Genomic DNA, 23356 nt, shown 5'->3' with positions numbered 1-23356 from the left:
TGAAACCAAACGCGCGGTCGGGGCCAACAGCAATATCCTGTTAAGAGAAAAACAGGCGTTTACCGATATCGTGCTCGATGAGCATGATTTAGCGGTGCCGGTCGATTACCGCGAACAGGCGGAATCGATGTTCAATGAAGAAATCAAGGCGATTAAACGCGCCACCGACGGTATTTTGCTGCGCCCGTGAGCAGTATGTGGCGGAGCTGGCGCAATCGACCTCGGTCTATGCCAGCAATGCAAAAAAGGCCCTGACCGGCGATGCCGCCTGGAATAAAGAAAAAGGCGATCCGCTGAAAGATATTGAAGCCGGAATGGAAGTGGTGCGGGCCAATATTGGACTGCGACCCAACGTCATTACCATGGGGGCGAGCGTGATGGCGCTGTTGCGCTTTCATAAGGTGCTGCAAGACGCGCTGGGTGGGAATGAACGCAAACGTATCACCACCGAGATGTTAAAAGATTTATTCCAGGTGGATGAGGTGCTGATTGGCGCGCCGGTTCAGCTGGCGAAAGACGGTAAAACCACCACCGACCTGTGGAAAGATAACCTGATGCTGCATGTGGTCAGTCCCGCCTCTGCGGGCAGTGATAGCGCGGATGAGCATAGGCCGTCCTTTGGCTATACCTTCCGCCGGCAGGGAATGCCCCTGGCCGACCGCTTTGACAGTGTTGGCGGCAAGGTGGTCAATATCCGCTACACCGATATTTACAAGGTCGCGGTGGTGGGCAGTGAGGCCGGGTATCTGATTAGTGGCATTAAAGGAGCGTAAAACATGGTGACGCAACAGGTGGTACTCACCACGACCGTGGTGGCAGTGGAGGAGTTAACCGTCCATCGTCTGGTGAGCATCACGGCAAAACCCTTTAAGGGCACCGGGACGGAACTCGGTGTCGCCGAGGTCTCCGGTAAAAAAGGCGACAGCGTACCGATTAATGTGCTGGGCATCATGGCGGTAGAAGCCGGTGCCGCGATTAGCGCCGGTGAACTGCTCAAGGCCGACAGTGAAGGCCGGGTGGTATCAGAAAGCGCATTAACCGGTGGCGGGCTGCCCGCTTCAACGGTGGGCGTGGCCCTGGATGCCGCCACCGCCGCTGGCGAGATTATCCGCATGGTCAGAGGTATCTGATGGCCTACTGCACGTTGGAGGATATCGGGCAATTGCTCTCACACCATACGCTGGTTCGGTTGACGCAGGATGTCTCAGGCGAAGCGCTGATGGGTAGCCTGCCCAATGTGATTCACGACAAGGTGCTGAGCGACGCTATCCGCTATGCCGATGAGCTGATTGATGCTGATCTGCGCGGGCGTTACGTCTTGCCGCTGCAGACCGTTCCCACGGTACTGCGCGATATGGCGGTCAATCTGGTGACGCATCGATTGTACCTGCGTCGTCCCGAAGGCCAACTGCCCGAGGCGATAAAAGAGGTGTATCGCGGCAGCCTGAAAATGCTGGAAGCCTTGCGTGACGGAAAATTGACGTTAGGTATCGCCGCAAGTGGTCAGGTGCTCCCCGAGCCGGGGGCTTTTCATGTCCGCGCCCGTCCGGCGCGCTTTAGCGGCCCCGGCGGCTTACTGGAGGACTTTGAATGACGCTCGATATCATGCGCGCCCTCCTGGGCCTGCTGAAACAGCGGTTGCCGCAACTGGACGTCACCTTCTTTCCTGAGCAGCCGGAACGCTTTCATCTCAATCATCCGCTCGGCGCGGTGCTGCTCAGTTTTGCCCGCTCGCGTTTTGGCGACATTCAGGATGTGGGTAGGGTGTTTCAGCCGCGGGTGCTGCATTTCACGCTGACCTTGGTGATGCGCCAGCTTAACGGTAACGAGGGGGGCGATTGCCCTGCTCGATACCCTGCGTCAGGCGGTGGGCGGCTTTATGCCGCCGGACTGTCGCCGCCCACTGTGGCTGATTGATGAGGTTTTTTTGGGGCAATCGGAGGGTTTATGGCAATACGCGCTGACGGTCGCGACAGAAACCTGGTTTGTGCAGGACGCCCCGCACGACGCCTTACCGCGTACTCGGGAAGAGTTCATGAAGACAGAAAGTAATGAGGTGGTCTATGGCGAAGTTTCGCTACAACGGTGAATCCCCGAATGGGGCCCCCCTGCGTCTGGCTGATGGCCGTACCCAGGATGTGATGTTTTATCCCGGTCAGGTGGTCGATGTGCCGGTCGATCATCCGTTTATTGTCTCGCTGGAAGCGCAGGGCTATCTGACTTTTCTGGGCTTTGATTATCCCGATCCGCCCGTTGAACCGGCAAAACCGTTGACTGATTTTGAACAACGATCACAACAGGCTCAACAGCCGACCGGCAAACCGGCCCGTTATCGTTATGACGGCGAACAGATGGGGGGTGCTTCATTACGTTTACCGGATGGCCGCATCCTGGATGTGATGTTCTGGCCGGGTCAGGAAGTGACCTTGCCGATGGATAACGATTATGTGCTGGGGCTGGAAGCCCAGGGCTATTTAACCTTTCTGGGTCAGGAAGCAGAAACCCCCGTCAAACCCATCGTGGCTGCACCGTTGGCACCGGCAATCACCTCATCGGGCGACACCGCTGCTCCCCGCCCTGATGAGGCCAAACCCGTCGAAGTGCCGGTCAGCTCATCGTTAGCGATGCCCGCCAGAAAACGCGGCAAAGTACCAGCAGACACCAAAAGTAACGAGGTCACCCCATGAGTAGAGAACACCATCACGGCGTCGATACGCTGGAAATTGAACGCGGGACCCGTCCGGTCAAAACGGGAAAATCGTCCGTGATTGGCCTGGTCGGTACCGCGCCCAAAGGCCCGGTCAATACCCTGACCCTGTGCCTGTCGGAAGAGGATGCGGCGCAGTTTGGCGATGAGCGAAGTGGATTTACCCTGCCACAGGCATTGCGCGCTATCTATGACCACGGTGTCGGGACCGTTTTGGTGGTCAATGTGTTTGACCCCAAAAGCCATCAGAAAACGATAACCGCAGAAAGTGTCACCTTCGATAGCACGCACCACAGTGCCACACTGAGCCAGTTACCCGTGGGCGATATGGTGGTGAAAAGCGTCGATGGGCAGACCCCCTATCAGGTGGCGACCGACTATACCATGGCCGCCGCAACGGGCAACGTCACCCGTGTTACCACCGGCGGTATTGCCCAGGGGGCCACCGTCAGTGTGACCTATAACACCCCGGATGTCTCAAAAATCACCGCCGCTGACGTTTTGGGTGCCACCAATGCCGCCGACCAGCGTACCGGCATGAAAGCACTGGAAAATGCCGACAGCCTGTTTGGCTTTCGCCCAAAGCTGCTGATTGTGCCCGGCTTCTCGCACCAAAATGCGGTGGCTGCCGCCATGATTGCCCTGGCGCACCCCTGTGAAGCCATCGCCTATATTGATGCGCCTGCGGGGACGACGTTTGCCCAGGCGATAGCCGGACGCGGGCCACAAGGCACCATTAATTTTAATACCGCCTCTGACCGGGTACGCCTGTGTTATCCGCAGGTCAAGGTCTATGACAAGGCGACGAATCAGAATCGTCTGGAGCCGCTCTCAGCGCGCGCGGCGGGCCTGCGGGCAAAAATTGACCGGGAAAAAGGGTTCTGGTGGTCGTCTTCCAATCAGGAATTGATGGGCATTGTCGGGATTGAGCGCCCGTTAAGTGCGCGCATTGATGATGCCAATAGCGAGGTCAATCTGCTTAACCAGAACGGCATTACCACGGTGTTTAACCGCTTTGGTAGCGGATTACGCCTGTGGGGCAATCGCACCGCGGCCTGGCCGACCGTGACGCATCTGAAGAATTTTGAAAATGTGCGGCGCACCGGGGATATGATTAATGAATCTATCCGCCATTTCAGTCTGCAATATATTGATCGCCCCATTAATCAGGGGCTGATTGATGCGCTGACCGAATCCGTGAATGGCTATGGTCGGAGGTTGATTGCCGATGGGGCGCTGCTGGGTTTTCACTGCTGGTATGACCCGGCGAAGAACACCAAGGATGCGCTCAGTCTGGGGCAGTTGAAACTGAATTACAAATACACCCCACCGCCGCCGATGGAGCACCTGACCTTTGAGACGGAAATCACTAATGACTATCTCACCTTCCTGAAAAGTGGGGTTTCCACATGAGCGTGACGCACAGGGTCAATAAGATAACGATAAGGAGGAGATGATGGCGGGCAATGCACTGCATTTTATGACCAATGCCAACGTCTACCTGGACGGCAATAGCCTGATAGGTCGGGAAAAAGAAATCAAGCTACCGGAAATCAACGTGGTGCAGCAGGAGCATCAGGCGCTGGGGATGATAGGCAAAATTCAGTTACCGGCGGGGTTTGACAAGCTGGAAGGGGAGATTCACTGGACCAGCCTGTATGAAGAAGTGGCGCTGCGTACCGCCAATCCCTTCAAGGCGTATCCGCTGCAATGTCGCGGTAGCCTGCAGCGCTATAACCCGGCACAGGGTCGCCAGGATGAATTACCCGTCGCGGTGTTTATGACGGTGATGTTCAGCAAAAATAGTCTGGGCAGCTTTAAGCAGCATGAGGTGCCGGAGATGAGCAGCAGTTTTACCTGCAGCTATATCAAGCAGGTGATGGATGGCCAGGTGCTGCTGGAGCTGGATGTGATCGCCAATATTTTTAAAATCAACGGTGAAGATATGCTCACCGATTATCGCGCCAATCTGGGCGCTTGACAGTAACAGGTAAGGAATAACCCTCATGACACCGTCTTTACATTACACCTTGCAATACCCTTATGCCCTGGGCAGTGGTGAAAGGCTAACCCAGGTCAGCTTAAACCGGCTCAAGGTCAGTGACATCAAGGCGGTACGCCGCTTAAGTGAAAACGCCAATGACTGGGACAGTCTGTTGATTGCCCGTATGACCGGCCTGATACCGGAAGATATCGACAATATGGATTTGGTGGATTATCAGCAGTTGCAAGACCACTTTCGCCAGTTTGCGGGGCTGGATGCACTCGCCGAAGGCGCTGCGTCAGGCGCAGGCCCTGTTGGCGAGATGGTTCCGTTGGCAGCCGAGTGAGCTGGATGCGCTGACCGTGGTGGAATTTGAGGACTATTTACAGGAAGCCGCCGCCCAAATCCGGCAGGAGCACGGGCAACGCGGGACAAGTACTTAACCGTTAATCAGACGTAACACAGGCAGGTGACTCGGTGGCCAACACATTTTCGATTGGGGTGGTGATTAAGGGGGCGGTGGCCAGTGCCTTTCGCTCGGCGATGGGTGACTCCCGACGTAGCCTCAATCTGTTAGGGGACACCACCCGTCGTCTGCAGACTCGTCAGCAACAACTGACCCAGGCAATGACCCGCTACGGTCAGTTGGGCGGTCAGGCTGCGCGTAACCTTAATAGCGAGCTGGGTCGGGTGGGTCAGACACTTTCCCGTCTCGAGCAACAGCATCGCCGTTTGCATCACACTATGATGGCCAGTCAGATTGCCGGGCAACAACGACAGGCCCTGATGGGGCAAGGACTGGCGTTAGGGGCCACCACGGCGGCAGCGGTGGGCGCGGTCGCGCCGTCTGTCAAGCAGTCGATGACCTTTCAGGACAATCTGGTCGATATGGGTATCACCGCCGGTTACGACGGTGCCACCCAGGCGGCGCTGGGTAAAGATATCCGCGCCTGGAGCCAGCAATACAACCAGACGCAGGATGATTTACAGGCCGCCACCCGTGCGCTTATTGGCAATAACATTGACAGCCTGGACGCTATTCGCGCCTACCTGCCACACATCGCCCGCGGCGCAACCGCCACCCGCACCTCCGCTGAACTGTGGGCACAGGCGGCGGTGACCACCCAGCAGTGGTTGGGCATTGCCGCGAAAGATTTTGCTGTGGTACAGAACATCATGGCGCAAGGGGGTAAGGCTGGGTCATTTGAAATCGCTGACCAGGTGAAGTGGTTGCCGGAGCTGGCACCACAAATGGCCAACATAGCCCAGGGTAAAGCGGCGGTGGCCGAGATGGTCGCTGCCTTGCAGGTAGCCAAAATGGGTGCCGGTAGCACCGATAAAGCGGCGAACAATTTCAATAACTTTCTGGAAAAACTGTACGCCCCTGAAACTAAAAAACGTTTTGGTGATGTCGGTATCGATATTGAAAAATCACTCATGCAGCAAAAAGCGCACGGGATTTCGCCGATTGAAGGGATGATGAATACCCTGCAAACCTATCTGGCGCAAAAGAGTCCCGAGGCGCTGGCGCAATTTAAATCAGCGATGGCGCTGCAGGACGATACCGCCCGCGATAAAGCGTTACTGGCCCTGCAGCAGAACTTTGGCTTAGGTGAACTGTTTGCCGATATGCAGGTGATGGCCTTTGTGCGTCCGATGCTGGCCAATATGGACAAGTACCGGCAAATCCGCGCCCAGGCCCTGGCGGCCGCGGACAAGGATGTATTAGGCAGTGACTATAAAAAACGGCTTGAATCCCCCATTGAACAGATGAAAAAGTTAGGCATTGCCAGTCAGGATTTGTCGCTGAGTCTCGGTGATGCACTAAAACCAGCGGTAGAGAATTTAGCCGCCACGGTACTCCCTTATGTGAACGCCGCCAATGCCTGGGTCAAAACCCACCCCCAGCTGGTCAGTGGTATGGCTAAAACGGTGGGCGCGCTCCTGTTGTTTAAGGGGGGATTGTTGGCCACAAGGTTGGCGTTCAATCTGCTGGGTTCGCCGATACGCCTGCTGTGGGGCGGGTTTACCCGGCTGCGTACCGGTTGGTTATTACTCAGCACCGCCTTTGGCATGGGTGGGCGCTTAAGCCGCTTCGCGGGCAGTGCGGGACGATTAGGTAAGGTGTTGGCCGGCGGACTGGTGACGGGCCTGCGCCTCGCCGGACACGCACTGCTGTGGCTGGGGCGGGCACTGATGTTTACCCCTATCGGCCTGACTATCACCGCGATTGCCGCCGGCGCTTACCTGATTGTCCGCTACTGGACGCCGATAAGCGCTTTCTTTCAGGCCCGTTGGGCCGAGGTGAAACAGGCGTTTTCCGGCGGTATTGCGGGCGTTGGGGCACTTATCCTTAACTGGTCGCCAGTGGGTCTGTTCTATAAAGCCTTTGCCGGGGTGATGAGCTATTTCCATGTTGAACTGCCCGCCCATTTTACCGATGCGGGTCGCCAGCTGATTGAGGGTCTGGTCAACGGGATCAAGAGTCGTTTAACCGCCGCCAAAGAGACGATTGTCCATTTTGGTGACAGTGTGTCGGGCTGGTTTAAGGAAACGCTGGGGATCCACAGCCCTTCTCGTGTTTTCGCCGGATTGGGGGACAATATTGTGCAGGGGGCGGTGCTGGGCATTACCCGCACCACGCCCGCGTTAGAACGCGCCGTCGGCGGCCTGATGCCGCTGATGCAACCGCCGTCCCCGCGTGTGCCCCACTGGCCTGATACCCCGATCTCCCCTGCCGGTCAGGGGAAGGCTTTTTCAGGCATGCAGATCACCTTTGCGCCGCAGATTGTGATGAACGGTCAGTCGCAGACGACCCCGGCGGCGTTGCGTGATGCATTGGCTATCAGTGTGCGTGAGCTGGAAAAACGCCTGGCGCAGCTGATGCACCAACAACAACGGCGGGCCTTTCACTGATGCTGGCGATACTCGGTGAGATTGAAGTGCAGTTACAGACCGGCTTTACCGCGCTGGAAGCCATCCTTGGCGGTGAGTTTGCCGAGCAGGCGCGCATTGGCCGTAAACCGGGTCTGCAGTGGGTCGGCGACAAGTGCGATGAATACAGTTTAAGCGTGCGGTTTCATCAGCAGTACTGTCAACCGACCGCGCAATGGCAACGGCTACAGGCCGCCTGTCGTGCCCACCAGGCACTGGCGTTTGTGCTCGGCAATGGCGAGTACCTGGGGCATTTTGTGATCACCACGCTTACCGGTCGTACGGTGTTGGCGCATGCCGACGGTATCGCCCAATGCCTGGAGGTCGATATCAGTCTGCGTGAATTTACCGGCGATCTGCGCCAACCACTTAAGCCGCCGGCGATGGCCACGACACTGAACAGAAAAGCCGCCGGGCTAACCCGGGCAATAGCCACCGGTACACCGCTATCGCGGGCGGTGGGTCTGGCCCGTCAGGCGCAGTCGGCACTGGCCACGGCCTCACAGGCGATCCGGGTGGTGCGCCAGATGAAAACGGATCCGGTCGCGGCGTTAACGCGCCTCCCTGGGGTCATTACTAGCTTAGGTGAGGTGGCCACCCCGTTGATACAGGCGCAGCCGTTGTTGGCCGGCCTGGAAGCCCATTTTCCTGCGGCCAGTCAGCTGACCCGAGCGGCGGGCAAGGTGGCGACCACGGCCAGCCAGGCGAAAAACACGCTCAGTGCTCTGACCCCCGGTACCGGCCAGGCACTGCCCGGTGCACTGGATACGGTGGCCGGTCAGGTGGGCGGTGCCCTCAGTACCTGGAACGACGTCACCCCGCTGCTGAGCCGTCTGACGAGCCATCTGGTGACGCGCCGCTAAAGGAGAACAGGACGATGTTTGCAAGCCAACAGGAAGAAGAACATAAGCCAGGTGTCTGGCAGCATATTACCCGTGAGGGCGAGCGCTGGGATACGCTGGCCGCCTACTATTACGGTGACGCATTGGGCTATGTGCGGATCATTGCCGCCAATCCTGATATCCCCATTACACCGGTGTTGCCTGCCGGCATCACCCTGGCTATCCCGTTGATTAACGCACAGGACAGCGTTGAGGAGACACCGCCATGGTTGCGTTAATGACACAACGACAGCAGGCGGTACCGGCCCCGACCTGGACCCTGCATTATGGCCAAAAGGACATCACGCACGATATCACCCCGGACGTGCTCGGGATCCGCTTTACCGATCAGCTCAGTGGCCAGTCTGATGAGCTGACGGTCGAACTGGAAGACAGCGCCGGGCGCTGGCGTGGGGCCTGGTATCCGGGTAAAGGCGACACGCTCTCATTGGCGCTCGGCAGGGTCGGCGCGCCATTACGTCCCTGTGGCACCTTTTCGATTGATGAAATAGAGCTTAGTGGCCCGCCGGATACGGTGTCGCTGCGTGGGTTATCCGCTTCGGTGACCACCGCGCTGCGAACCCGGAGCTACCGGGCGTTTGAGCAGACCAGCCTGGCGGCCATCGCCCGGCGGATTGCCCAAAAACACCACCTGACACTGGAAGGGCTGATTGCGCCGCTGCCCCTTGACAGGGTCACGCAGCAACATGAAACCGACCTGGCTTTTTTGCGCCGGCTGGCGGAGGAGTACGGCTATATCGTTAAAGTCACGCCGAGCAGGCTGATTTTTTCTGAGCGCATCAGATTGCGAGAAGCCTCGCCAGTTAACGTCATTACCCCGCAAGCCGTCAGTCATTACAGCCTGCGCGATACGCTTAACCGTATCTACCAGCAGGGCAAGGTGAAATACCAGGACAGCCAGCGCAAACAACTGGTCACGGTCGGTATCAAGGCCGATGGCACGATAGGCGACGTGGCGCGAGAAACGGCGCCTCAAAAACAGGGACGTTCAACCAGCGCCGATACCTTAAGACTGCACAGCCGGGCACGGAGCCGGGAAGAAGCGACTGCCAAGGTGTGTGCGGGGCTGAACCGGCATAATGAATATCAACGGGTGGCGACGGTAGCGCTGGCGGGCAATACGGCGTATCAAGCCGGGTTAACCGTGCGCCTGGCCGATTTTGGTCGCCTGTCCGGGGTGTGGCTTATCACCGAAGTCCGCCATGCCCTGTCGCGCCAAAGCGGGTACACCTGTGAACTCACCTTGGGCCAGGGGCCGATGGCGCGCATGAACAGGAAAACGATTCGCGCGGATCAGTCGGCGACCCCACCGGTGATGGGGGTGAAAGCCGATGGCAGCGTGGGGCCGCTGAGTGAAAAAGAGATGACAATCGGAGAAAAGCCACCATGAAAGCACTGCAATTGATGTTCGGTACCATCAGCCAGATTGATGAGCAAAACGTCCGGGTACGGGTACGGCTGCCGACCTGTGATAACCTGCGCACCGCCTGGTTGCCGGTATTGCAACGCAACACCCAGGATAACAAGGATTACGGGCTACCGGATTTAGGTGAACAGGTGAGTCTGCTGCTGGATGCTGACGGTGATGACGGCGTGGTGTTAGGGGCGGTGTATTCCGAGGTAGACCCCCCCACGGTGGCAAACCGCGATAAACGTCGGGTGGATTTTGCCGACGGGACTTTTGTCGAGTATGACCGCAAAAACCACGCGATGGCTATCGGGGGCGAGATACAGGCCCTGACGCTGACCACCCAGACCACGGTGCTGATTCAAACGCAAAATGCGACGGTGAAGGCAAGTAAAACCCTGTTTTTGGATGCACCCGATACGGTCGCGACGGGCAACCTGACGGTGCAAAAGCAACTGACGTACCAGGGCGGCATGAGCGGTTCGGGCGGCAGTGGCGCGACAGCCATCATTGACGGCACGCTCCAGGCCAGCGGCGATATCCAGGCAGGTCGGGTGTCGCTGCAAGAGCATCAACATAGCAACGGGCATGACGGTAAACCCACCGGCAAGCCGTTATAAGTGAGGGAGGAACGCGTTTGATGAACACAATGACCGTCCTCAGCGCCGCAGACTGGCAACCCGCGCTGCATGCATCGGGTGAGCGGGTCAGTGGCGTCGAAGATATTCAGCAGTGCCTGCGACTGATTTTAGGCACCCCAAAAGGCAGCGACCCGCATCGACCGGATTTTGGCAGTGACCTGCATCGCTATCTGGATATGCCGGTTGAGCGGGCCTTGCCGCATGTGGTACGGGAAACGGTGGAGGCCATCAGGCGCTGGGAGCCCCGATGCGAATTACATCAGGTGCGGCTTAATGCGCAGGGTGAGCGGGTGAATCTCCTGCTGCGCTGGCGACTGCCGGGCAGTCAGGTCAACGCACAAACGGAGGTGGCATGGCGTTAACCCTCGAGAAGCCGGTTTTTATTGCAGCGGATGCGCAGACCATTACCCGCGAGATGATCACGGACTATGAAGCGGCCAGCGGCAAGACCCTGTGGCCGGCGCAGGCTGAGCGGCTATTGATTGACCTGTTCGCCTACCGGGAAACCCTGGTGCGCAGTGCCATTCAATCCGCCGCCGAACAAAACCTGGTGGCCTTTGCCCGTGCGCCAATGCTGGATTATCTGGCCGAGCTGGTCGGCGTTTACCGTCTACCGGCTCAACGGGCACGCACCACGGTGGAATTTTCACTGGCGGCCCCGCCCTCGGTGACGATACCGATACCAGCCGGCACACGGCTCAGCGCCACGGACAGCCTGCTATTTACCACCGACAGCGAAGTCAGGCTGACGCCGACGGCATCCACGGTGACGGTGAGTGCGACCTGCAGCGAGGCGGGAACAAAGGGTAACGGTTGGCAACCGGCGCAAATCAGCACCCTGATGGAGGCCATCGATGACGGGGATATTCAGGTCACCAATACCACGCCAAGCGAAGGCGGCTCAGACGCGGAGGATGATGAGCATCTACGCAACCGTATCCGTCTGGCTCCGGCGTCCTTCAGTACCGCCGGTTCCCGTGAAGCGTACCGTTTTCATGCCATGAGTGCCCATCCGGGGATTTGTGATGTGGCGGTGACCCGCCCGAAACCCGGCACGGTCAATCTATATCCGCTGCTGACCAGCGGGCTGCCGGACAAGACGGTGCTCAGCCTGGTGACGGCCCTGTGCTCGGAAGAGCGGGTGCGCCCGCTGAATGATACAGTGCAGGTGCTGACCCCTGAAAAGGTTGACTATACGATTAGTGCGCAACTGACCTGTTATGCCAGCCAGCCGGGCGAGCCGGTACTGAAACAGGCGCGGCAGGCCGCTGAGCAGTATGCGGCAAGCCAGGCTAAACAGCTGGGTCGGGATATTGTGCCCAGCCAGATTATCGCGGCACTCTCGGTCCCCGGCGTTTACCGGGTGCAGCTCACGAGTTTCACTACCCTTGAGCCGACGGTACTGGCCGCGCAGCAATGGGCGCATTGTAGCGACATTCAGTTGACCCTGGGCACGGAGAGCGGCGATGACCGATAACAGCCTGTTACCGCCGCTGCTGGCGGCAGAGAGCCATTTTCAGGCGCTGGCGGCACAGGCCGCGCGGTTGCAGCAGATTGACCTGACGCCGCTGCTGGTTTATCTGCTGGATATGACCGAGGCGTCGGCCTTGCCCTGGCTGGCAGAGCAGCTGGCGTTAACCGGGGTCAATGGCTGGTCTCTGGCAGAATCGGATGATGCGCGCCGGGCGATGCTGAAATCGGCCATCACGCTGCATCGCTATAAGGGCACCCCCTGGTCGATTCGTGCCATGATACGGGCGCTGGGATTTGGGGAGGTGACGATAACCGAAGGGGGAGCAGCCCTTAAACCTGAACAGGCCACCGCGTATCCCGATGGCGAGACTCACTGGGCACTGTACCGGGTCATTCTTAACCAGCTGATCACCAATGACCAGGCAGCAAAATTGCGCGAGACGCTGGCGGCCTTTGCGCCGGCGCGGAGCGAACTGGTGGCGCTGGATTATACGGCAGTGCCGCTGCGCTATAACGCTCAGACGACCTACCATGGGCGCTATAATCATGGCAGCAGTTAAAAGTATGCAAAAACAGTTAATCCATACACGAAAAAAGACTACACTGTGACCAACAATCCACCCATGATGGAATAAGCACGATGGAGAAAAAAGACATGAGCTATTTAAAAGAACAGGCCGAATGGGCGGACGGTATCTACCAGATAGAGACCTCCGACCCGGTATTGGGTGGGCCAGACGGTATTACCAACCGGCCCGCGCGTGAACTGGCGAATCGCACCGCCTGGTTAAAGCAGCAATTAAAAGCGGCGGAAGCGGCGTTAAGGGCGCATACACGCTCCCGAAACCACCCGGATGCGAGCGTAAGTGAAAAAGGTTTTGTCAAGCTCAGCAATGCCAATCAGAGCAGCAGTGAAACGGAAGCCGCAACCCCCAAAGCGGTAAAAATTGTCAATGACAGGCTGAATGCGGTGGTCGACCATGCGCCTTCCGATTTAGATACGTTGAACAAGCTGGCCCAGGCCATCAGTAATAACCCGAAATTTGCCGAAAGCGTGACCCAACTTCTGAGCCAAAAGTTGGCAAAAAATGAGAATGGGGCCGACATCCCAGACAAGAATCTTTTTCTAGAAAACCTTGGTTTAACGGAAACGGTAGATTGTGCAAAAAATGCCACACCCAATCAGCGTAAAATTAACGGCAAAACTCTCACTCAGGATGTGCAGCTAACTGCCACAGATGTTCATGCTGTTACACCCGAAGTATTGCGTGTCGAAATCCCGGTAGGTATTCCCCTGCCTTGGCCTGCTGAAAGAGCGCCGACCGGTTGGTTTATCTGCAACGGTGAGCCATTCGATAAGAAAAAATACCCGCTTTTAGCACTCGCCTATCCATCAGGAAAACTCCCTGATTTACGTGGTGAGTTTATTCGTGGCTGGGATGCTGGGCGAGGCGTGAATCCTAGGCGTAAGGTTTTATCGTCTGAAACTGCATCACTCGAGCGCCACGCTCATGGTTATCGGGACAGGTATTATGTTGAAGATGATGGTCCACTAGGCCACGCAAACAATAAAGAAAAAATGCCTGTAGGGTATAATGCAGATACAGGTTCACGTGCTACGGATGGAGATAATGATTCTTTTCTATTCATTGACAAAACAACGTCTAATGCAGGCGGTAGCGAAACCCGCCCGCGAAATGTCGCGTTTAACTACATTGTCAGGGCGGCCTGATAATGTTGAGTTAGTAGCAAACCAGCTCCCATGTTCTCGGCGCTTTAATCCCTGTTCTGGTATAATCTGCACTGATAATTAACGATTTTCCGACTATTTCGACATAAGTACCTAAATTGCCCTCGGGAGCAATACCTTTGTATTTTACCGTCGCGTTTGCCGAGAAAATGGCATGAGGGACGGGACAAGGTAAAGATACCGTATAAATCTGTCCGGCATTGAGTGGTGGTGTGATGCCCCATTGTCTGATAAGGCCGCTGTCACCACATTTCCACCATCCATTCGTAGCGAGGTGAGCTGTATTTTTTGCTCCTCGATTGTTAATCTGCATATTAAGCCAGCTGCTTAACGCCCCGCCCCAAATAGGGCCAGTTACATCACCATTTTCTTGATAAACCGCGGTTCTGCCGCCCCATGAGATATGCAAATTGCTATGAGTATTGATGGTTCCATCAATTTCTACACTCTTTAACCAATGCAATCGATCATTATTCCAGGAAGCTACTTTTGCATTATTAGCATAAAATGCCACGTTGCCATCGCCATTAGCCCGTAATCCTGAATCGTTATCGCCGATATGCACAGATTGGGTCACATGGAGGTTGCCATTGACGCTACCACCCGTTCGTTTATCCAGTGCATTTTTTGCACAATCTACCGTTTCCGTTAAACCAAGGTTTTATTAAATCGGGAATTTAGCTAATATTTTGCCCAAAACCAGCGATGACAAGGCTTTAAGAGGGATTATACGGGGATAAAATGGCAAAAATAGGCTATATGAGGGTGTCAAAAAATGACCAAAACACCGATTTACAGCGAAAATCACTTATTTGTACAAATTGTGAACAGATTTTTGAGGATAAAATCAGCGGAAAAACAGACCAGAGACCCGGATTAAAACGCGCTTTAAATTGCTTAAAAACGGGCGATACCTTAGTTGTTTGGAAACTCGATAGGCTGGGGCGCAGCATCAAACATTTAATCGGCTTAATCTCTGAACTGGAAGATAAAGGCATTCATTTTCACAGCTTGACGGATTCTATCGACACCTCTTCGTCAGCAGGTCGTTTTTTCTTTCACGTGATGAGTGCGTTGGCACAAATGGAGCGCGAGCTAATTGTTGAGCGTACTAAGGCAGGTTTGGCCGCAGCGAGAAGCAAAGGGCGCATCGGCGGTAGACCTTGCTCATTATCTTCGGCACAGCAACAGCAGGCTAAAAAATTACTTGAGGCCGGCAATACTAGAAAACAGTTGGCATTACTGTATGGAGTTTCACTGGCTAGTATATACAAATATTTTCCAGTTAACTGATGAGTGTTATCGCGTTCAGTGCCAGATTTGACTTCGAGTAGGCATCAGGAATCGATTTTAAGGCACCTATAAAGCCCTCTACGGTGTTTTTTTGATATAGGTAACCCAATGTAGCACTTTTGAATTTAAATGCCGCAGAAAGTCTTACAGGCGGTTTTAGTATTAATCAATTTAAACCAGTTTAATGATGGCTGTTGCAAGCCCGACAATAGCAGCCATAATACTAGCCATTTTAATGATTAGCTTGTTTGATATACTTTCAATATCTTTGTGCAACAGGGCTATCTTTGCATCAGTTTTATCAGCACGAGCCGCGGCTTCCTTCCTTGCATCAGTTATTTGTGTTTCAACTTTCTCAAAGCGATGCTCCATGTCCTTGCGTACATCTGCAATTTCAACAGATAAATCTTTGCGAACATCTGCAATTTCAACAGATAAATCTTTGCGAACATCTGCAACATTCCGATTTACTTCTGCAATTTCATGTTTCAACTCAACAATATCAGCTTTCGTTGCTACATCGGCTACCTCGTGAGATTTCCGTACAGCAAGAGAGATAGCCCTAGCATGTTCTTTCGTAATGCCTGCGTTCTCTAATGTCTCGACGAACTCTTGTGTATCAAATGCAACTTGGGCCATAAGTGATGTTCCTCATTTTTTGTTAATTGTAACTGATTTTCTTAAGCAATACAAAGCTGTGGGTTGGAGCAGTGAGCAGTGCGAACTGCGACTGTTGTTGACCTTAAGGCGCTTGCGCCGCCCTGATAGACGGGTTTTGGTTTTAACGGGCTTTGCAGCAACACAGGTGTGCGACGGTCGAAGACAAAAAGAGGTTACAGCGCGATGGTTGAAGTGGTGGGTTTTGTTTGTCTTGAAGGTGAAAACGTCGTACAGAGCGTTCTAGGCTGCTTAAAATCGATTTTAAGCTAGGATTTCCGATAGTCATTTCATTTTAACCCTCACCGCTCGCCGCAAGCCAAGATTAGCGAGCAAAGCGAGTCTGTCTTGGCGAGGAAGCGGAAGAGCATCAGATGTTACATTTAGCACGTTCACACCAAACCCTCCTGTGTCGATCGCCAAGAAAAGTTATCCACAGTCAAGCTTCGCGCGCGCGTAGTTAAATATAGTTATGTATAAGTTAAAACAGTTAAGAGAAAAAAAGATAGGTTTAAGTATATGATATATGGTTATTTTTTATCGACCATCTGTGTGTAAATTACGTGTCTTTGTGTGTAAATTACGTGTCTTTGTGTGTAAGTTACGAATAGAATGTGTGTAAATTACGAATAGAATTTTAGTTATCCCCAATTTTTTTGTCAGATAAAGCGTTTTTGTGTGTAAATTACGTGTCTTTGTGTGTAAATTACTATATAATGCGTGTGTGTAAGTTACGAAAAGATTTTTATGACGAGCTTATTAGGTGTGCTATCACTTAATAAGCTCTAACCAATAATCCTAACTATGACAGGATCAAGGCTGTGGCTAATTATACAAATAAAATGAAGACATTACGTCCACATAAACACAAGGAATTGCAATTTTTTATTGCAGATGAGGTAGGTATTTGCAGCTTTAGAGATGAAGTAGCAAGCATGGAGCATCCATTTTTTGCGTTAAAGGGAGGAGACACAAAAACAAGAGAGTATAAAAATGAAAATGTTACTGTAAAAATAAAACCCACATCTGATGGATTAGCCACTGTTTTTGATAAGGATATTTGGATTTATGTTATTTCAAAATTGCAAGAAGCTATCAATAGCGGATTGCCGATTAGTCGTACTATTACTTTTACTCCCTATGATTTTTTTGTAACTACTAATCGAAGTACTAGTGGTATTGGTTATCGAGAATTAAAAAAAGCCTTGCTAAGGCTGAGAGGTACTACTATTGAAACTAATATAATATATTCAGAAGATAAAGAAGAAACTGTTATCTTTGGATTGATTGAAAAAGCTAGAATTTTAGAAGAAAAAAAAGGTAAATTAGATATAGGTATGGTAGAGGTAACTTTACCTGATTGGCTCTATCAAGCAATCACTAAAACTAAAGTGTTAAAAATTAGTCCTGATTATTTTCGTATCCGTAAAGCAATAGATAGGCGATTGTACGAAATAGCACGTAAACATTGTGGTAGTCAGTCTGAATTTTTAATTAGTTTAGAAAAACTTCATTTAAAAACAGGTAGCTCATCAAATAAAAGAGAATTTAAAAGATTAGTTAAAAATCTATGTGTAACAAATGACCTTCCAGATTATGAAATCTTTCTAGATAATTCTACAGACAAAGTCACTTTCAAAAACCGTAATCAAAACACCCCACAAGCTGAAGCTTCCCGTAAGAGAGAAAAAGGGAAGAAAGAGGTCTATAAGCTTAAAAAAACATTGTTAAGTAAATTAATTTCTTAAAAAATAATTAATTGATTTTAAATTAGATATCTTGATATCAAGATAGTTAGATAACTTGATATCATTTTAAATTTAAATACTCTCTTAATAGTTTTTCTACTATTTCTGTTTCTGTCATCCTAATTCCTGTATTTGCTTGAGATTGAGCAATATAAAGCTTAAGAGCATTTGAAACTTCAACTGATAACCGAAATATCTTTTGTTGTGTTGATTTTTTTTCTGAAATTTTACCTTTATATTTAACCGTGTAATCCTTTTCAGCTATATCAGCTGCACCTCCATTCAGAAAATTTTCAGGATCTTTAAACAGCTTTAAATCCGGTTTCTTTTTCATTTTTTAACCTCCGCGAAAAATGATTCAATATCTTTTATCGCCGCGCTGTCTTTTCCAAATTCAAATACTGTTGCTCCATCTCCGATTGCTCTACGAAAAGCTACACGCTCACAAACATAACTTTTAAGTACCGTAATGTTTTGCTCAGTTAAAAAATCTAACATCTCTTTTGTATCTTTCGTTCTTGGATCTACGCGAGTCAGCAACACTCGCACGTCTAAGTTAGGATTGTAATCTTTCGCTAATTCTAAAATTTCTAACATATCTGCCATCGCTGCTGCGTCGAGATTAGAAGCCCCAATAGGTATAATAGCCATATCAGCTAGCAATAAAGCAGAGCGTAATCCCGAAGCGTCACGCCCTCCAACATCAACAACGGTATGATCGAAATTCAAAGCTAATGCTTTTCCTTCATTAAGTATGGCTTTTCCTGTAAGACAAGTAGTTGTGGGGCTAGGAGTATAGATTGGGTTATCCCTACGCCAAGCTGCCCAACTAGCGGCGCTTGCTTGTGGATCACCATCAATCAGTAGGACTTTACCGTTTCGGGATAGCATTGTAGCTAAATGAACTGCGGTAGTTGTTTTCCCTACTCCACCTTTTGTATTAACTACAGCATAAATCATAAGAACTTCTACCTTAGCTATCCTTATATAAAGATATCACTATATCAAGATAGAATTTAGATATCAAGATATAATGATAATGTGATATCTTGATATCTATTATAACTATCTGTAATTAATAGCTATATGAGGCGAAAAAATCCCTTTTAGTTAGATAACTATTGTTTCACTCACCATCCAAAAATCATGTAGTGCTAACATCCATTCTCCTTCGTATGGAACGATTTTCTTTGATCCTTCTTCTCCGAGACCTCTGAGCCACTGAGAGAGAAAGCCGGTTCAATTTGTCCGGCTGATGGCGCGACTTTATTGATAGTCAACCATAATGAATATTTTTCAAATTGTTCAACATCTAATACACGCTCCATGATTTCAGCCCGCGCCTGTTGATGCCCTGTTTCATATTTTTGAATTGTCCCCAATGAGACTCCTGTTAATTCAGAAAAAGCTTTTTGAGTCATTCCTTCAGCTTTTCTAATTTGAAAAAGTTTTTTTGCATAATCTCTTGACATGCTTCTCATACAAGAAGCAACCTTAGCTTCTAAAAAAAGAAGCTTCTTATTTAAGAACCTTAAGCAAATGCCGAGAAATCCACCACAAATTAGGTCAATTCAAGCAAATGCACCCAGTTTAAGCATAACAGATTAAAGCTCTATTTTTTGATGTTTAAAAGGTCAGGAACGGTCTACAGCGGTCTAGAAGGGTCTGAAATATATGAGGCACGAATGATTAAGAGTGACTACACAGGGCAATATCCCGTTGATGCGGTAACGATAGAAAAGTTTGCCGAGTTGATCGGTAAGACAGATGAAGCCGTGAGAGTGATGATTAAACGAGAAAAATTACCTGTGGTGGATTTTCAAGACCCTAACAAACCTAATTCACGGGTAAGCGAAACGTGGATATACCTCGCTGAATTCAATCGCATAGTCCGAGAAGCCTACTTTAATCGTCCCGCAGAAGAACGTGACGCTTGGCTTAAATGGCTTGGGTTGTGAACCAAGCAAGAAATTTGAATAAAAATCCATAGCCAGCGTTTGCTGCGGAACTGCTCTTTAACAAATTGAACTAGCGTACACCGATAGGTGTACAGGTAATTTTTTAAATATAGTCGAACGGCGCGACTTTAAACCCTGCGTCGGGTGCTCGGCGGGCCTAGGATGGGCGGCAATGATGCACTATAAAATATTTATAACCAATGCACTTCTTATAGATAGAGGTGCATTCATTACAAATATTTTCATACACCAACTCAAAGGTTCAATAATGGAAACATTAACAAAAAATTCGATATTTAATGCTGTAGATAAGTTATCTGTAGAAGAAAAAGAAATTTGTATCGAAGATGCGGAAGATTTGTACGAATCTTTGCGTGACGGTGATGTTGCAAAATTACTTACTCAAAAAACTATGGGCTGTCGATATCAAGCATGGAAATTGGCATTAGAAAAATACTCTAATCTTAAGTTATTACCATTCGAGTTAGTGAATTTAGCTGCACAATACGAATATGTCATGAGAAATGATGACATAAGCTACAAAGTAGCTGAATAAGCAATGTAAGCTAGGATTAATAACCACTATCGCCGAAGAAGGAAGCAGCATGGACATTCAAATTGAAAATGAAATTCTTCGGGCGCTGAAAAAATTAACGTTTGAAGAAGCAGAATTCTGTCAGCCGGGCGGCGAGTATTTATACGAAAGTTTAACCAACGCTTATCTTGCTCAAAAACTCGCCGATGCAGATAAAGGAGATGAATACGACGCATGGTTACTGGCACTGGAAACTACCGACGGATTCGATGAAGTCTTGTACGACGTTACCCAGAAAGTTGAACAAATTTTATATCTGATGCGATGCCGTGATGCTTACTACGAGGTGCCAGCTTAATGACAGAAAAAACGCATTATAGAAAGGCGTTCGATTCACCTTATTTGAGCAGCGCCGATATTGTTGAACCAACAGTATTAACCATCTCTGAGGTTTTATTTGAACCGGATAAGACCAGAAGAACAAAATATGTTTTTAACACGGCTTATTTTAAAGAGAAAGAAATTAGACCCGACGAGGCAGTTAAGCCAATGATTCTCAATGCGACTAATAGCAAAATGGTTAGACAAATAACCGGTTCGCCGTTTCTTGAAGATTGGCAAAATGTGAAAGTCATGATTTGCGTTGAGCGGGTAAAAAATCGACAGGAATATGTCGATGGTTTAAGAATATACCCCGCTATCATCAAGAAAAAAATATTAACGCCAAGCAAAGTAGAATCATGGGAAAGAGCCAAACAAAGTTATCTGAATACTGGCTCGCTAGAAAAAGTATTAGCACATGTTGAGATGTCGCCGGAAGACCAGGAACGTCTCACGAAGGAGTGCGCTAATGCAATGGCATGATGTGCAGCAAAATACGGAAGTGTGGGATGCGCTTCGTTTAGGAAAAGTTACTGTATCGCAATTTAACTGTTTTATGGCCAACCAGGGAAAAGCTTTTGGCGAACCGGCAAAGCGATATGCGTTACAAATTGCGCTAGAAATTATAACAGAGAAAAAATCAGAATTTAGTTTCACTAATGACCACATGTTACGCGGACACGAACAGGAGCCAATCGCCAGAAGGCTATACGAAGAAACAAATTTTTTTGATGTAACCAATGGCGGATTTTTTGATTGTGGTGATTATGGCGATAGCCCAGACGGATTAGTTGGAAATGATGGTGTTATTGAAATTAAGTCAGTTACCGCACCCGTGCATTATGCCACTTTGCAACGTGAATCTTTTGACCCTGCATACAAATGGCAACTTATAGGCCACCTTGATTGTACAGGACGTGATTGGGTTGATTTTGTCAGCTACTGTTCTGATTTCCCAGAGGGAGGACAGTTAATTGTAAACAGGTTGTATAGAAAAAATCATGGGGAAGATATTAATCAACTTAAAATGCGCCGCACTCAGTTTCTTGACTTTATCCAATCCACCAAAAATAGAATAAAACAGACTATTGCATCTTAAGGTGTCAACGATCACCGAAAACTGATCCACTTTTTAGCTAAATCCGATCAATCAAAATTGATCCACTTTTACTCAGTCATTGCTCCTGAGCGCCGCTTATCTTTCAATCGATAGCTTTCACCGCTTAATTGCAGTACATGCGAATGATGAAGTAAACGATCAAGCATAGCGGCAGTTAATGTTGCGTCATCAGCAAAAGCATTTGGCCATTGCCCAAATGATAAGTTACTCGTCAATATGACACTGCCATGCTCATAACGCTTGGCAATCACATTGAAAAACAGGTTTGCTTCTTCTCGCCCAAACGGCAGGTATCCAATCTCATCGATAATCAACAATTTCGGGGCCATCACCGAACGTGATAGATATTGTTTGAGCTTATTTTGTCGTTTGGCAGTTGAGAGTTGCAACATCAGTTCAGCTGCCGTGGTAAAGCGGGTTTTCTTCTTGGCCTGTACTGCTTTTAATCCTAACCCAATAGCTAAATGCGTTTTGCCTACACCGCTTGGGCCAAGCAACACGACATTTTCATTACGTTCAATAAACGTTAATGCGCTTAATTCCTGTATGTGTTGTTTGGGGATCCCCGTTGCAAACTTAAAATCGAACGTATTAAGTTCTTTATGTGCTGGGAATCCTGCCATCCGACTCAAAAGATTACGGGTTCGTTCATCTCGTTGTTGTTGCTCACATTTTAATAGGGACAGTAAAAACTCTCCGTAGCTTTTGTCTTGGGCAATGCATTGTTCGGCAAGTGATGACCAATGAGTCGGAATAGAATTTAATTTCAATGACTCACACAGGTGTTCAATTTGTTCATGCAATAACATGTTCACCTCCCAGCAATGCTTCGTATACGCTGATTGAGTGTTGCAAACTGACAGATTCAAGGGGCGGTACGATACGGATATTAAGCGTATCAGTCTGCGGGATAGATTGGCAAACCCTTGCTGGTAAGGGTAGAAGATACTTAACTTCCTTAGCTAGTCTATCTGCTGGCTTCTCTAACGTTGTTCCATGAATCCGCTGATGGGCAACGCGTTGTAACCAGGGCCCCACTCTTGCATTAGCTATCTCAATATCCAGTTCAAGATTATGAGCACGAAGGTCGGTATTTAATGGTACGATAAAGCTGTTTTTTAAATAGTGGTTAAAGCGCTCTACTTTCCCTTTAGTTTTTGCCCTGTAGGGCTTGCAAGCACACAATTTAAACCCGTAATCTTTCGACATTTGAAGCATTTCGACATGTAATTTATGTTCACCTTCTGCATAAGCATCCCGTTCGATGATGAGGGATTTTGCGTTATCACACAATATTTCCTGTGGTACACCACCAAAATAGTCGAAAGCTTCTCGTAAACCTTGTTGCCACGATTCTGCTCGTTCATTGTCAAAGAACTTTACATAACTCGCACGCGAATAGCCTAGCGTTGCAACAAACGCTTTTAGTGATTTTTTACCTCGCCGGATGCTGGTGAAGTCGATTTGCATTTGTTGACCTGGCTGTGTTTCAAAACGGACGACAGCTTCGGGAACAATGCTTGGTTTAAATTGACAAACAAATCGGCGTAATTGAGCAATACCGCCTTGATAGCCGCTTTCAACTACTTCATCAAATAAGACTGTTGCAGGGATCCAATCAGGTTTAGCCAGTTCAATTCGATGAAGCAAATAAGGTTTAAAGGGTGCTAATTTAGTCGGTTGTTGACTTCTTTTAGCATAAGTTGGCATTGTCTGTTGTTGTAAATGATGTTTTACGGTGTTACGGGATATGCCCAATTCACGGGCAATTTTTCGAAGGCTTTGTCCTTGTGCAAAGCGAACATGAATATCCACAAATATCTCCTTGGTTAACATAAATTATCCGTACAAAAATGTGCGAATAA

Annotated in this window: 30 protein-coding genes and 2 pseudogenes; 25 read left to right on the top strand and 7 right to left on the bottom strand. The window is 50.0% G+C overall.

Annotation, left to right across the window (positions count from 1 at the left end; all coding sequences use genetic code 11):
- From V3224_RS28320 to V3224_RS28235, 18 genes and pseudogenes are all read left to right on the top strand, one after another.
- Positions 1-773, top strand: a pseudogene (locus V3224_RS28320) (hypothetical protein); the annotation flags it as partial.
- Positions 774-776: 3 nt separating this feature from the next.
- Positions 777-1130, top strand: coding sequence for a capsid cement protein (locus V3224_RS28315; protein WP_334469198.1), 354 nt, complete (start codon positions 777-779; stop codon positions 1128-1130).
- Positions 1130-1594, top strand: a complete 465-nt coding sequence (locus V3224_RS28310) for a gp436 family protein (protein ID WP_334469196.1) — start codon at positions 1130-1132, stop codon at positions 1592-1594. Before V3224_RS28315 ends, V3224_RS28310 begins: the two co-directional genes overlap by 1 nt.
- Positions 1591-2089 (top strand): annotated as a pseudogene (locus tag V3224_RS28305) (Gp37 family protein). Before V3224_RS28310 ends, V3224_RS28305 begins: the two are co-directional and overlap by 4 nt.
- Positions 2064-2687, top strand: coding sequence for a hypothetical protein (locus V3224_RS28300; RefSeq protein ID WP_334469192.1), 624 nt, complete (start codon positions 2064-2066; stop codon positions 2685-2687). The pseudogene V3224_RS28305 and the gene V3224_RS28300 overlap by 26 nt, the downstream one beginning before the upstream one ends.
- Complete coding sequence (locus tag V3224_RS28295) at positions 2684-4120, top strand: phage tail sheath subtilisin-like domain-containing protein (RefSeq protein ID WP_334469190.1); 1437 nt, start codon at positions 2684-2686, stop codon at positions 4118-4120. Before V3224_RS28300 ends, V3224_RS28295 begins: the two co-directional genes overlap by 4 nt.
- Before the next feature lie 43 nt (positions 4121-4163).
- A complete protein-coding gene (locus V3224_RS28290; protein WP_334469187.1) occupies positions 4164-4688 on the top strand; it encodes a phage major tail tube protein in 525 nt (174 codons plus the stop codon).
- Between the two features lie 25 nt (positions 4689-4713).
- A complete protein-coding gene (locus V3224_RS28285) occupies positions 4714-5037 on the top strand; it encodes a phage tail assembly protein (RefSeq protein ID WP_334469186.1) in 324 nt (107 codons plus the stop codon).
- Positions 5006-5134, top strand: a complete 129-nt coding sequence (locus V3224_RS28280) for a hypothetical protein (RefSeq protein WP_334470379.1) — start codon at positions 5006-5008, stop codon at positions 5132-5134. The genes V3224_RS28285 and V3224_RS28280 overlap by 32 nt, the downstream gene beginning before the upstream one ends.
- 34 nt (positions 5135-5168) lie before the next feature.
- Entirely contained in the window at positions 5169-7607 is a 2439-nt protein-coding gene (locus V3224_RS28275; protein WP_334469184.1) for a phage tail tape measure protein, read from the top strand.
- A complete protein-coding gene (locus V3224_RS28270) occupies positions 7607-8488 on the top strand; it encodes a phage tail protein (RefSeq protein WP_334469182.1) in 882 nt (293 codons plus the stop codon). Before V3224_RS28275 ends, V3224_RS28270 begins: the two co-directional genes overlap by 1 nt.
- Positions 8489-8502: 14 nt before the next feature.
- Positions 8503-8745: a tail protein X gene (locus tag V3224_RS28265; protein WP_334469180.1), complete on the top strand. Its 243-nt coding sequence runs from the start codon at positions 8503-8505 to the stop codon at positions 8743-8745.
- On the top strand, positions 8733-9917 hold the full coding sequence (locus V3224_RS28260; protein ID WP_334469178.1) for a phage late control D family protein: 1185 nt from the start codon (positions 8733-8735) through the stop codon (positions 9915-9917). Before V3224_RS28265 ends, V3224_RS28260 begins: the two co-directional genes overlap by 13 nt.
- A complete protein-coding gene (locus V3224_RS28255; protein WP_334469539.1) occupies positions 9914-10555 on the top strand; it encodes a phage baseplate assembly protein V in 642 nt (213 codons plus the stop codon). Before V3224_RS28260 ends, V3224_RS28255 begins: the two co-directional genes overlap by 4 nt.
- Positions 10556-10575: 20 nt before the next feature.
- Positions 10576-10938, top strand: a complete 363-nt coding sequence (locus V3224_RS28250; protein ID WP_334469176.1) for a GPW/gp25 family protein — start codon at positions 10576-10578, stop codon at positions 10936-10938.
- Positions 10929-12053 carry a baseplate assembly protein gene (locus V3224_RS28245; protein WP_334469174.1) on the top strand — a complete coding sequence of 375 codons (1125 nt, stop codon included), beginning with the start codon at positions 10929-10931 and terminating at the stop codon, positions 12051-12053. Before V3224_RS28250 ends, V3224_RS28245 begins: the two co-directional genes overlap by 10 nt.
- Complete coding sequence (locus tag V3224_RS28240; protein WP_334469172.1) at positions 12043-12609, top strand: phage tail protein I; 567 nt, start codon at positions 12043-12045, stop codon at positions 12607-12609. Before V3224_RS28245 ends, V3224_RS28240 begins: the two co-directional genes overlap by 11 nt.
- Positions 12610-12704: 95 nt before the next feature.
- Positions 12705-13781 (top strand): phage tail protein, encoded by a 1077-nt coding sequence (locus tag V3224_RS28235; RefSeq protein WP_334473688.1) that lies wholly within the window; start codon positions 12705-12707, stop codon positions 13779-13781.
- Positions 13782-13791: 10 nt separating this feature from the next.
- On the opposite strand, the gene V3224_RS28230 is transcribed toward V3224_RS28235, so the two are convergent.
- On the bottom strand, positions 13792-14376 hold the full coding sequence (locus tag V3224_RS28230) for a gp53-like domain-containing protein (protein WP_334467938.1): 585 nt from the start codon (positions 14374-14376) through the stop codon (positions 13792-13794).
- A gap of 164 nt (positions 14377-14540) precedes the next feature.
- On the opposite strand from V3224_RS28230, the gene V3224_RS28225 reads away from it, so the two are divergent.
- A complete protein-coding gene (locus V3224_RS28225; protein ID WP_334473041.1) occupies positions 14541-15092 on the top strand; it encodes a recombinase family protein in 552 nt (183 codons plus the stop codon).
- A gap of 171 nt (positions 15093-15263) precedes the next feature.
- On the opposite strand, the gene V3224_RS28220 is transcribed toward V3224_RS28225, so the two are convergent.
- Entirely contained in the window at positions 15264-15731 is a 468-nt protein-coding gene (locus V3224_RS28220) for a hypothetical protein (RefSeq protein ID WP_334473040.1), read from the bottom strand.
- 860 nt (positions 15732-16591) lie between these two features.
- On the opposite strand from V3224_RS28220, the gene V3224_RS28215 reads away from it, so the two are divergent.
- Positions 16592-17497, top strand: coding sequence for a replication initiator protein A (locus V3224_RS28215; RefSeq protein ID WP_334473233.1), 906 nt, complete (start codon positions 16592-16594; stop codon positions 17495-17497).
- Between the two features lie 61 nt (positions 17498-17558).
- Here the strand turns inward: V3224_RS28215 and V3224_RS28210 are convergent, their stop codons facing one another.
- The 3 genes from V3224_RS28210 to V3224_RS28200 all read right to left on the bottom strand — a co-directional run bounded on the left by V3224_RS28210 (position 17559) and on the right by V3224_RS28200 (position 18969).
- On the bottom strand, positions 17559-17831 hold the full coding sequence (locus tag V3224_RS28210; RefSeq protein ID WP_334473039.1) for a hypothetical protein: 273 nt from the start codon (positions 17829-17831) through the stop codon (positions 17559-17561).
- Positions 17828-18457, bottom strand: a complete 630-nt coding sequence (locus V3224_RS28205) for a ParA family protein (protein WP_334473038.1) — start codon at positions 18455-18457, stop codon at positions 17828-17830. Before V3224_RS28205 ends, V3224_RS28210 begins: the two co-directional genes overlap by 4 nt.
- Positions 18458-18651: 194 nt before the next feature.
- Positions 18652-18969 carry a helix-turn-helix transcriptional regulator gene (locus V3224_RS28200; RefSeq protein WP_334473037.1) on the bottom strand — a complete coding sequence of 106 codons (318 nt, stop codon included), beginning with the start codon at positions 18967-18969 and terminating at the stop codon, positions 18652-18654.
- A gap of 213 nt (positions 18970-19182) precedes the next feature.
- On the opposite strand from V3224_RS28200, the gene V3224_RS28195 reads away from it, so the two are divergent.
- The 5 genes from V3224_RS28195 (at position 19183) to V3224_RS28175 (ending at position 21470) form a co-directional block, all read left to right on the top strand.
- A complete protein-coding gene (locus V3224_RS28195) occupies positions 19183-19455 on the top strand; it encodes a Cox family DNA-binding protein (protein ID WP_334473036.1) in 273 nt (90 codons plus the stop codon).
- Positions 19456-19627: 172 nt separating this feature from the next.
- Positions 19628-20011, top strand: coding sequence for a hypothetical protein (locus V3224_RS28190; protein WP_334473035.1), 384 nt, complete (start codon positions 19628-19630; stop codon positions 20009-20011).
- Between the two features lie 49 nt (positions 20012-20060).
- Complete coding sequence (locus tag V3224_RS28185) at positions 20061-20348, top strand: hypothetical protein (RefSeq protein WP_334473034.1); 288 nt, start codon at positions 20061-20063, stop codon at positions 20346-20348.
- Positions 20348-20854, top strand: coding sequence for a hypothetical protein (locus V3224_RS28180; protein WP_334473033.1), 507 nt, complete (start codon positions 20348-20350; stop codon positions 20852-20854). Before V3224_RS28185 ends, V3224_RS28180 begins: the two co-directional genes overlap by 1 nt.
- Entirely contained in the window at positions 20841-21470 is a 630-nt protein-coding gene (locus tag V3224_RS28175) for a YqaJ viral recombinase family protein (RefSeq protein WP_334473032.1), read from the top strand. Before V3224_RS28180 ends, V3224_RS28175 begins: the two co-directional genes overlap by 14 nt.
- 68 nt (positions 21471-21538) lie before the next feature.
- Here the strand turns inward: V3224_RS28175 and istB are convergent, their stop codons facing one another.
- Positions 21539-22300 carry an IS21-like element helper ATPase IstB gene (gene istB / locus V3224_RS28170; RefSeq protein WP_334467780.1) on the bottom strand — a complete coding sequence of 254 codons (762 nt, stop codon included), beginning with the start codon at positions 22298-22300 and terminating at the stop codon, positions 21539-21541.
- Positions 22287-23327, bottom strand: coding sequence for an IS21 family transposase (gene istA / locus V3224_RS28165; protein WP_334471107.1), 1041 nt, complete (start codon positions 23325-23327; stop codon positions 22287-22289). Before istA ends, istB begins: the two co-directional genes overlap by 14 nt.
- Positions 23328-23356 lie beyond the last annotated feature (29 nt).

It is taken from the genome of Arsenophonus sp. PmNCSU2021_1 (assembly GCF_036919435.1).
Classification (GTDB): Bacteria; Pseudomonadota; Gammaproteobacteria; order Enterobacterales; family Enterobacteriaceae; genus Arsenophonus; species Arsenophonus nilaparvatae.
The sequence above is the reverse complement of the archived record's forward strand: the minus strand, read 5'-3'. Positions and strand labels throughout refer to the sequence as shown.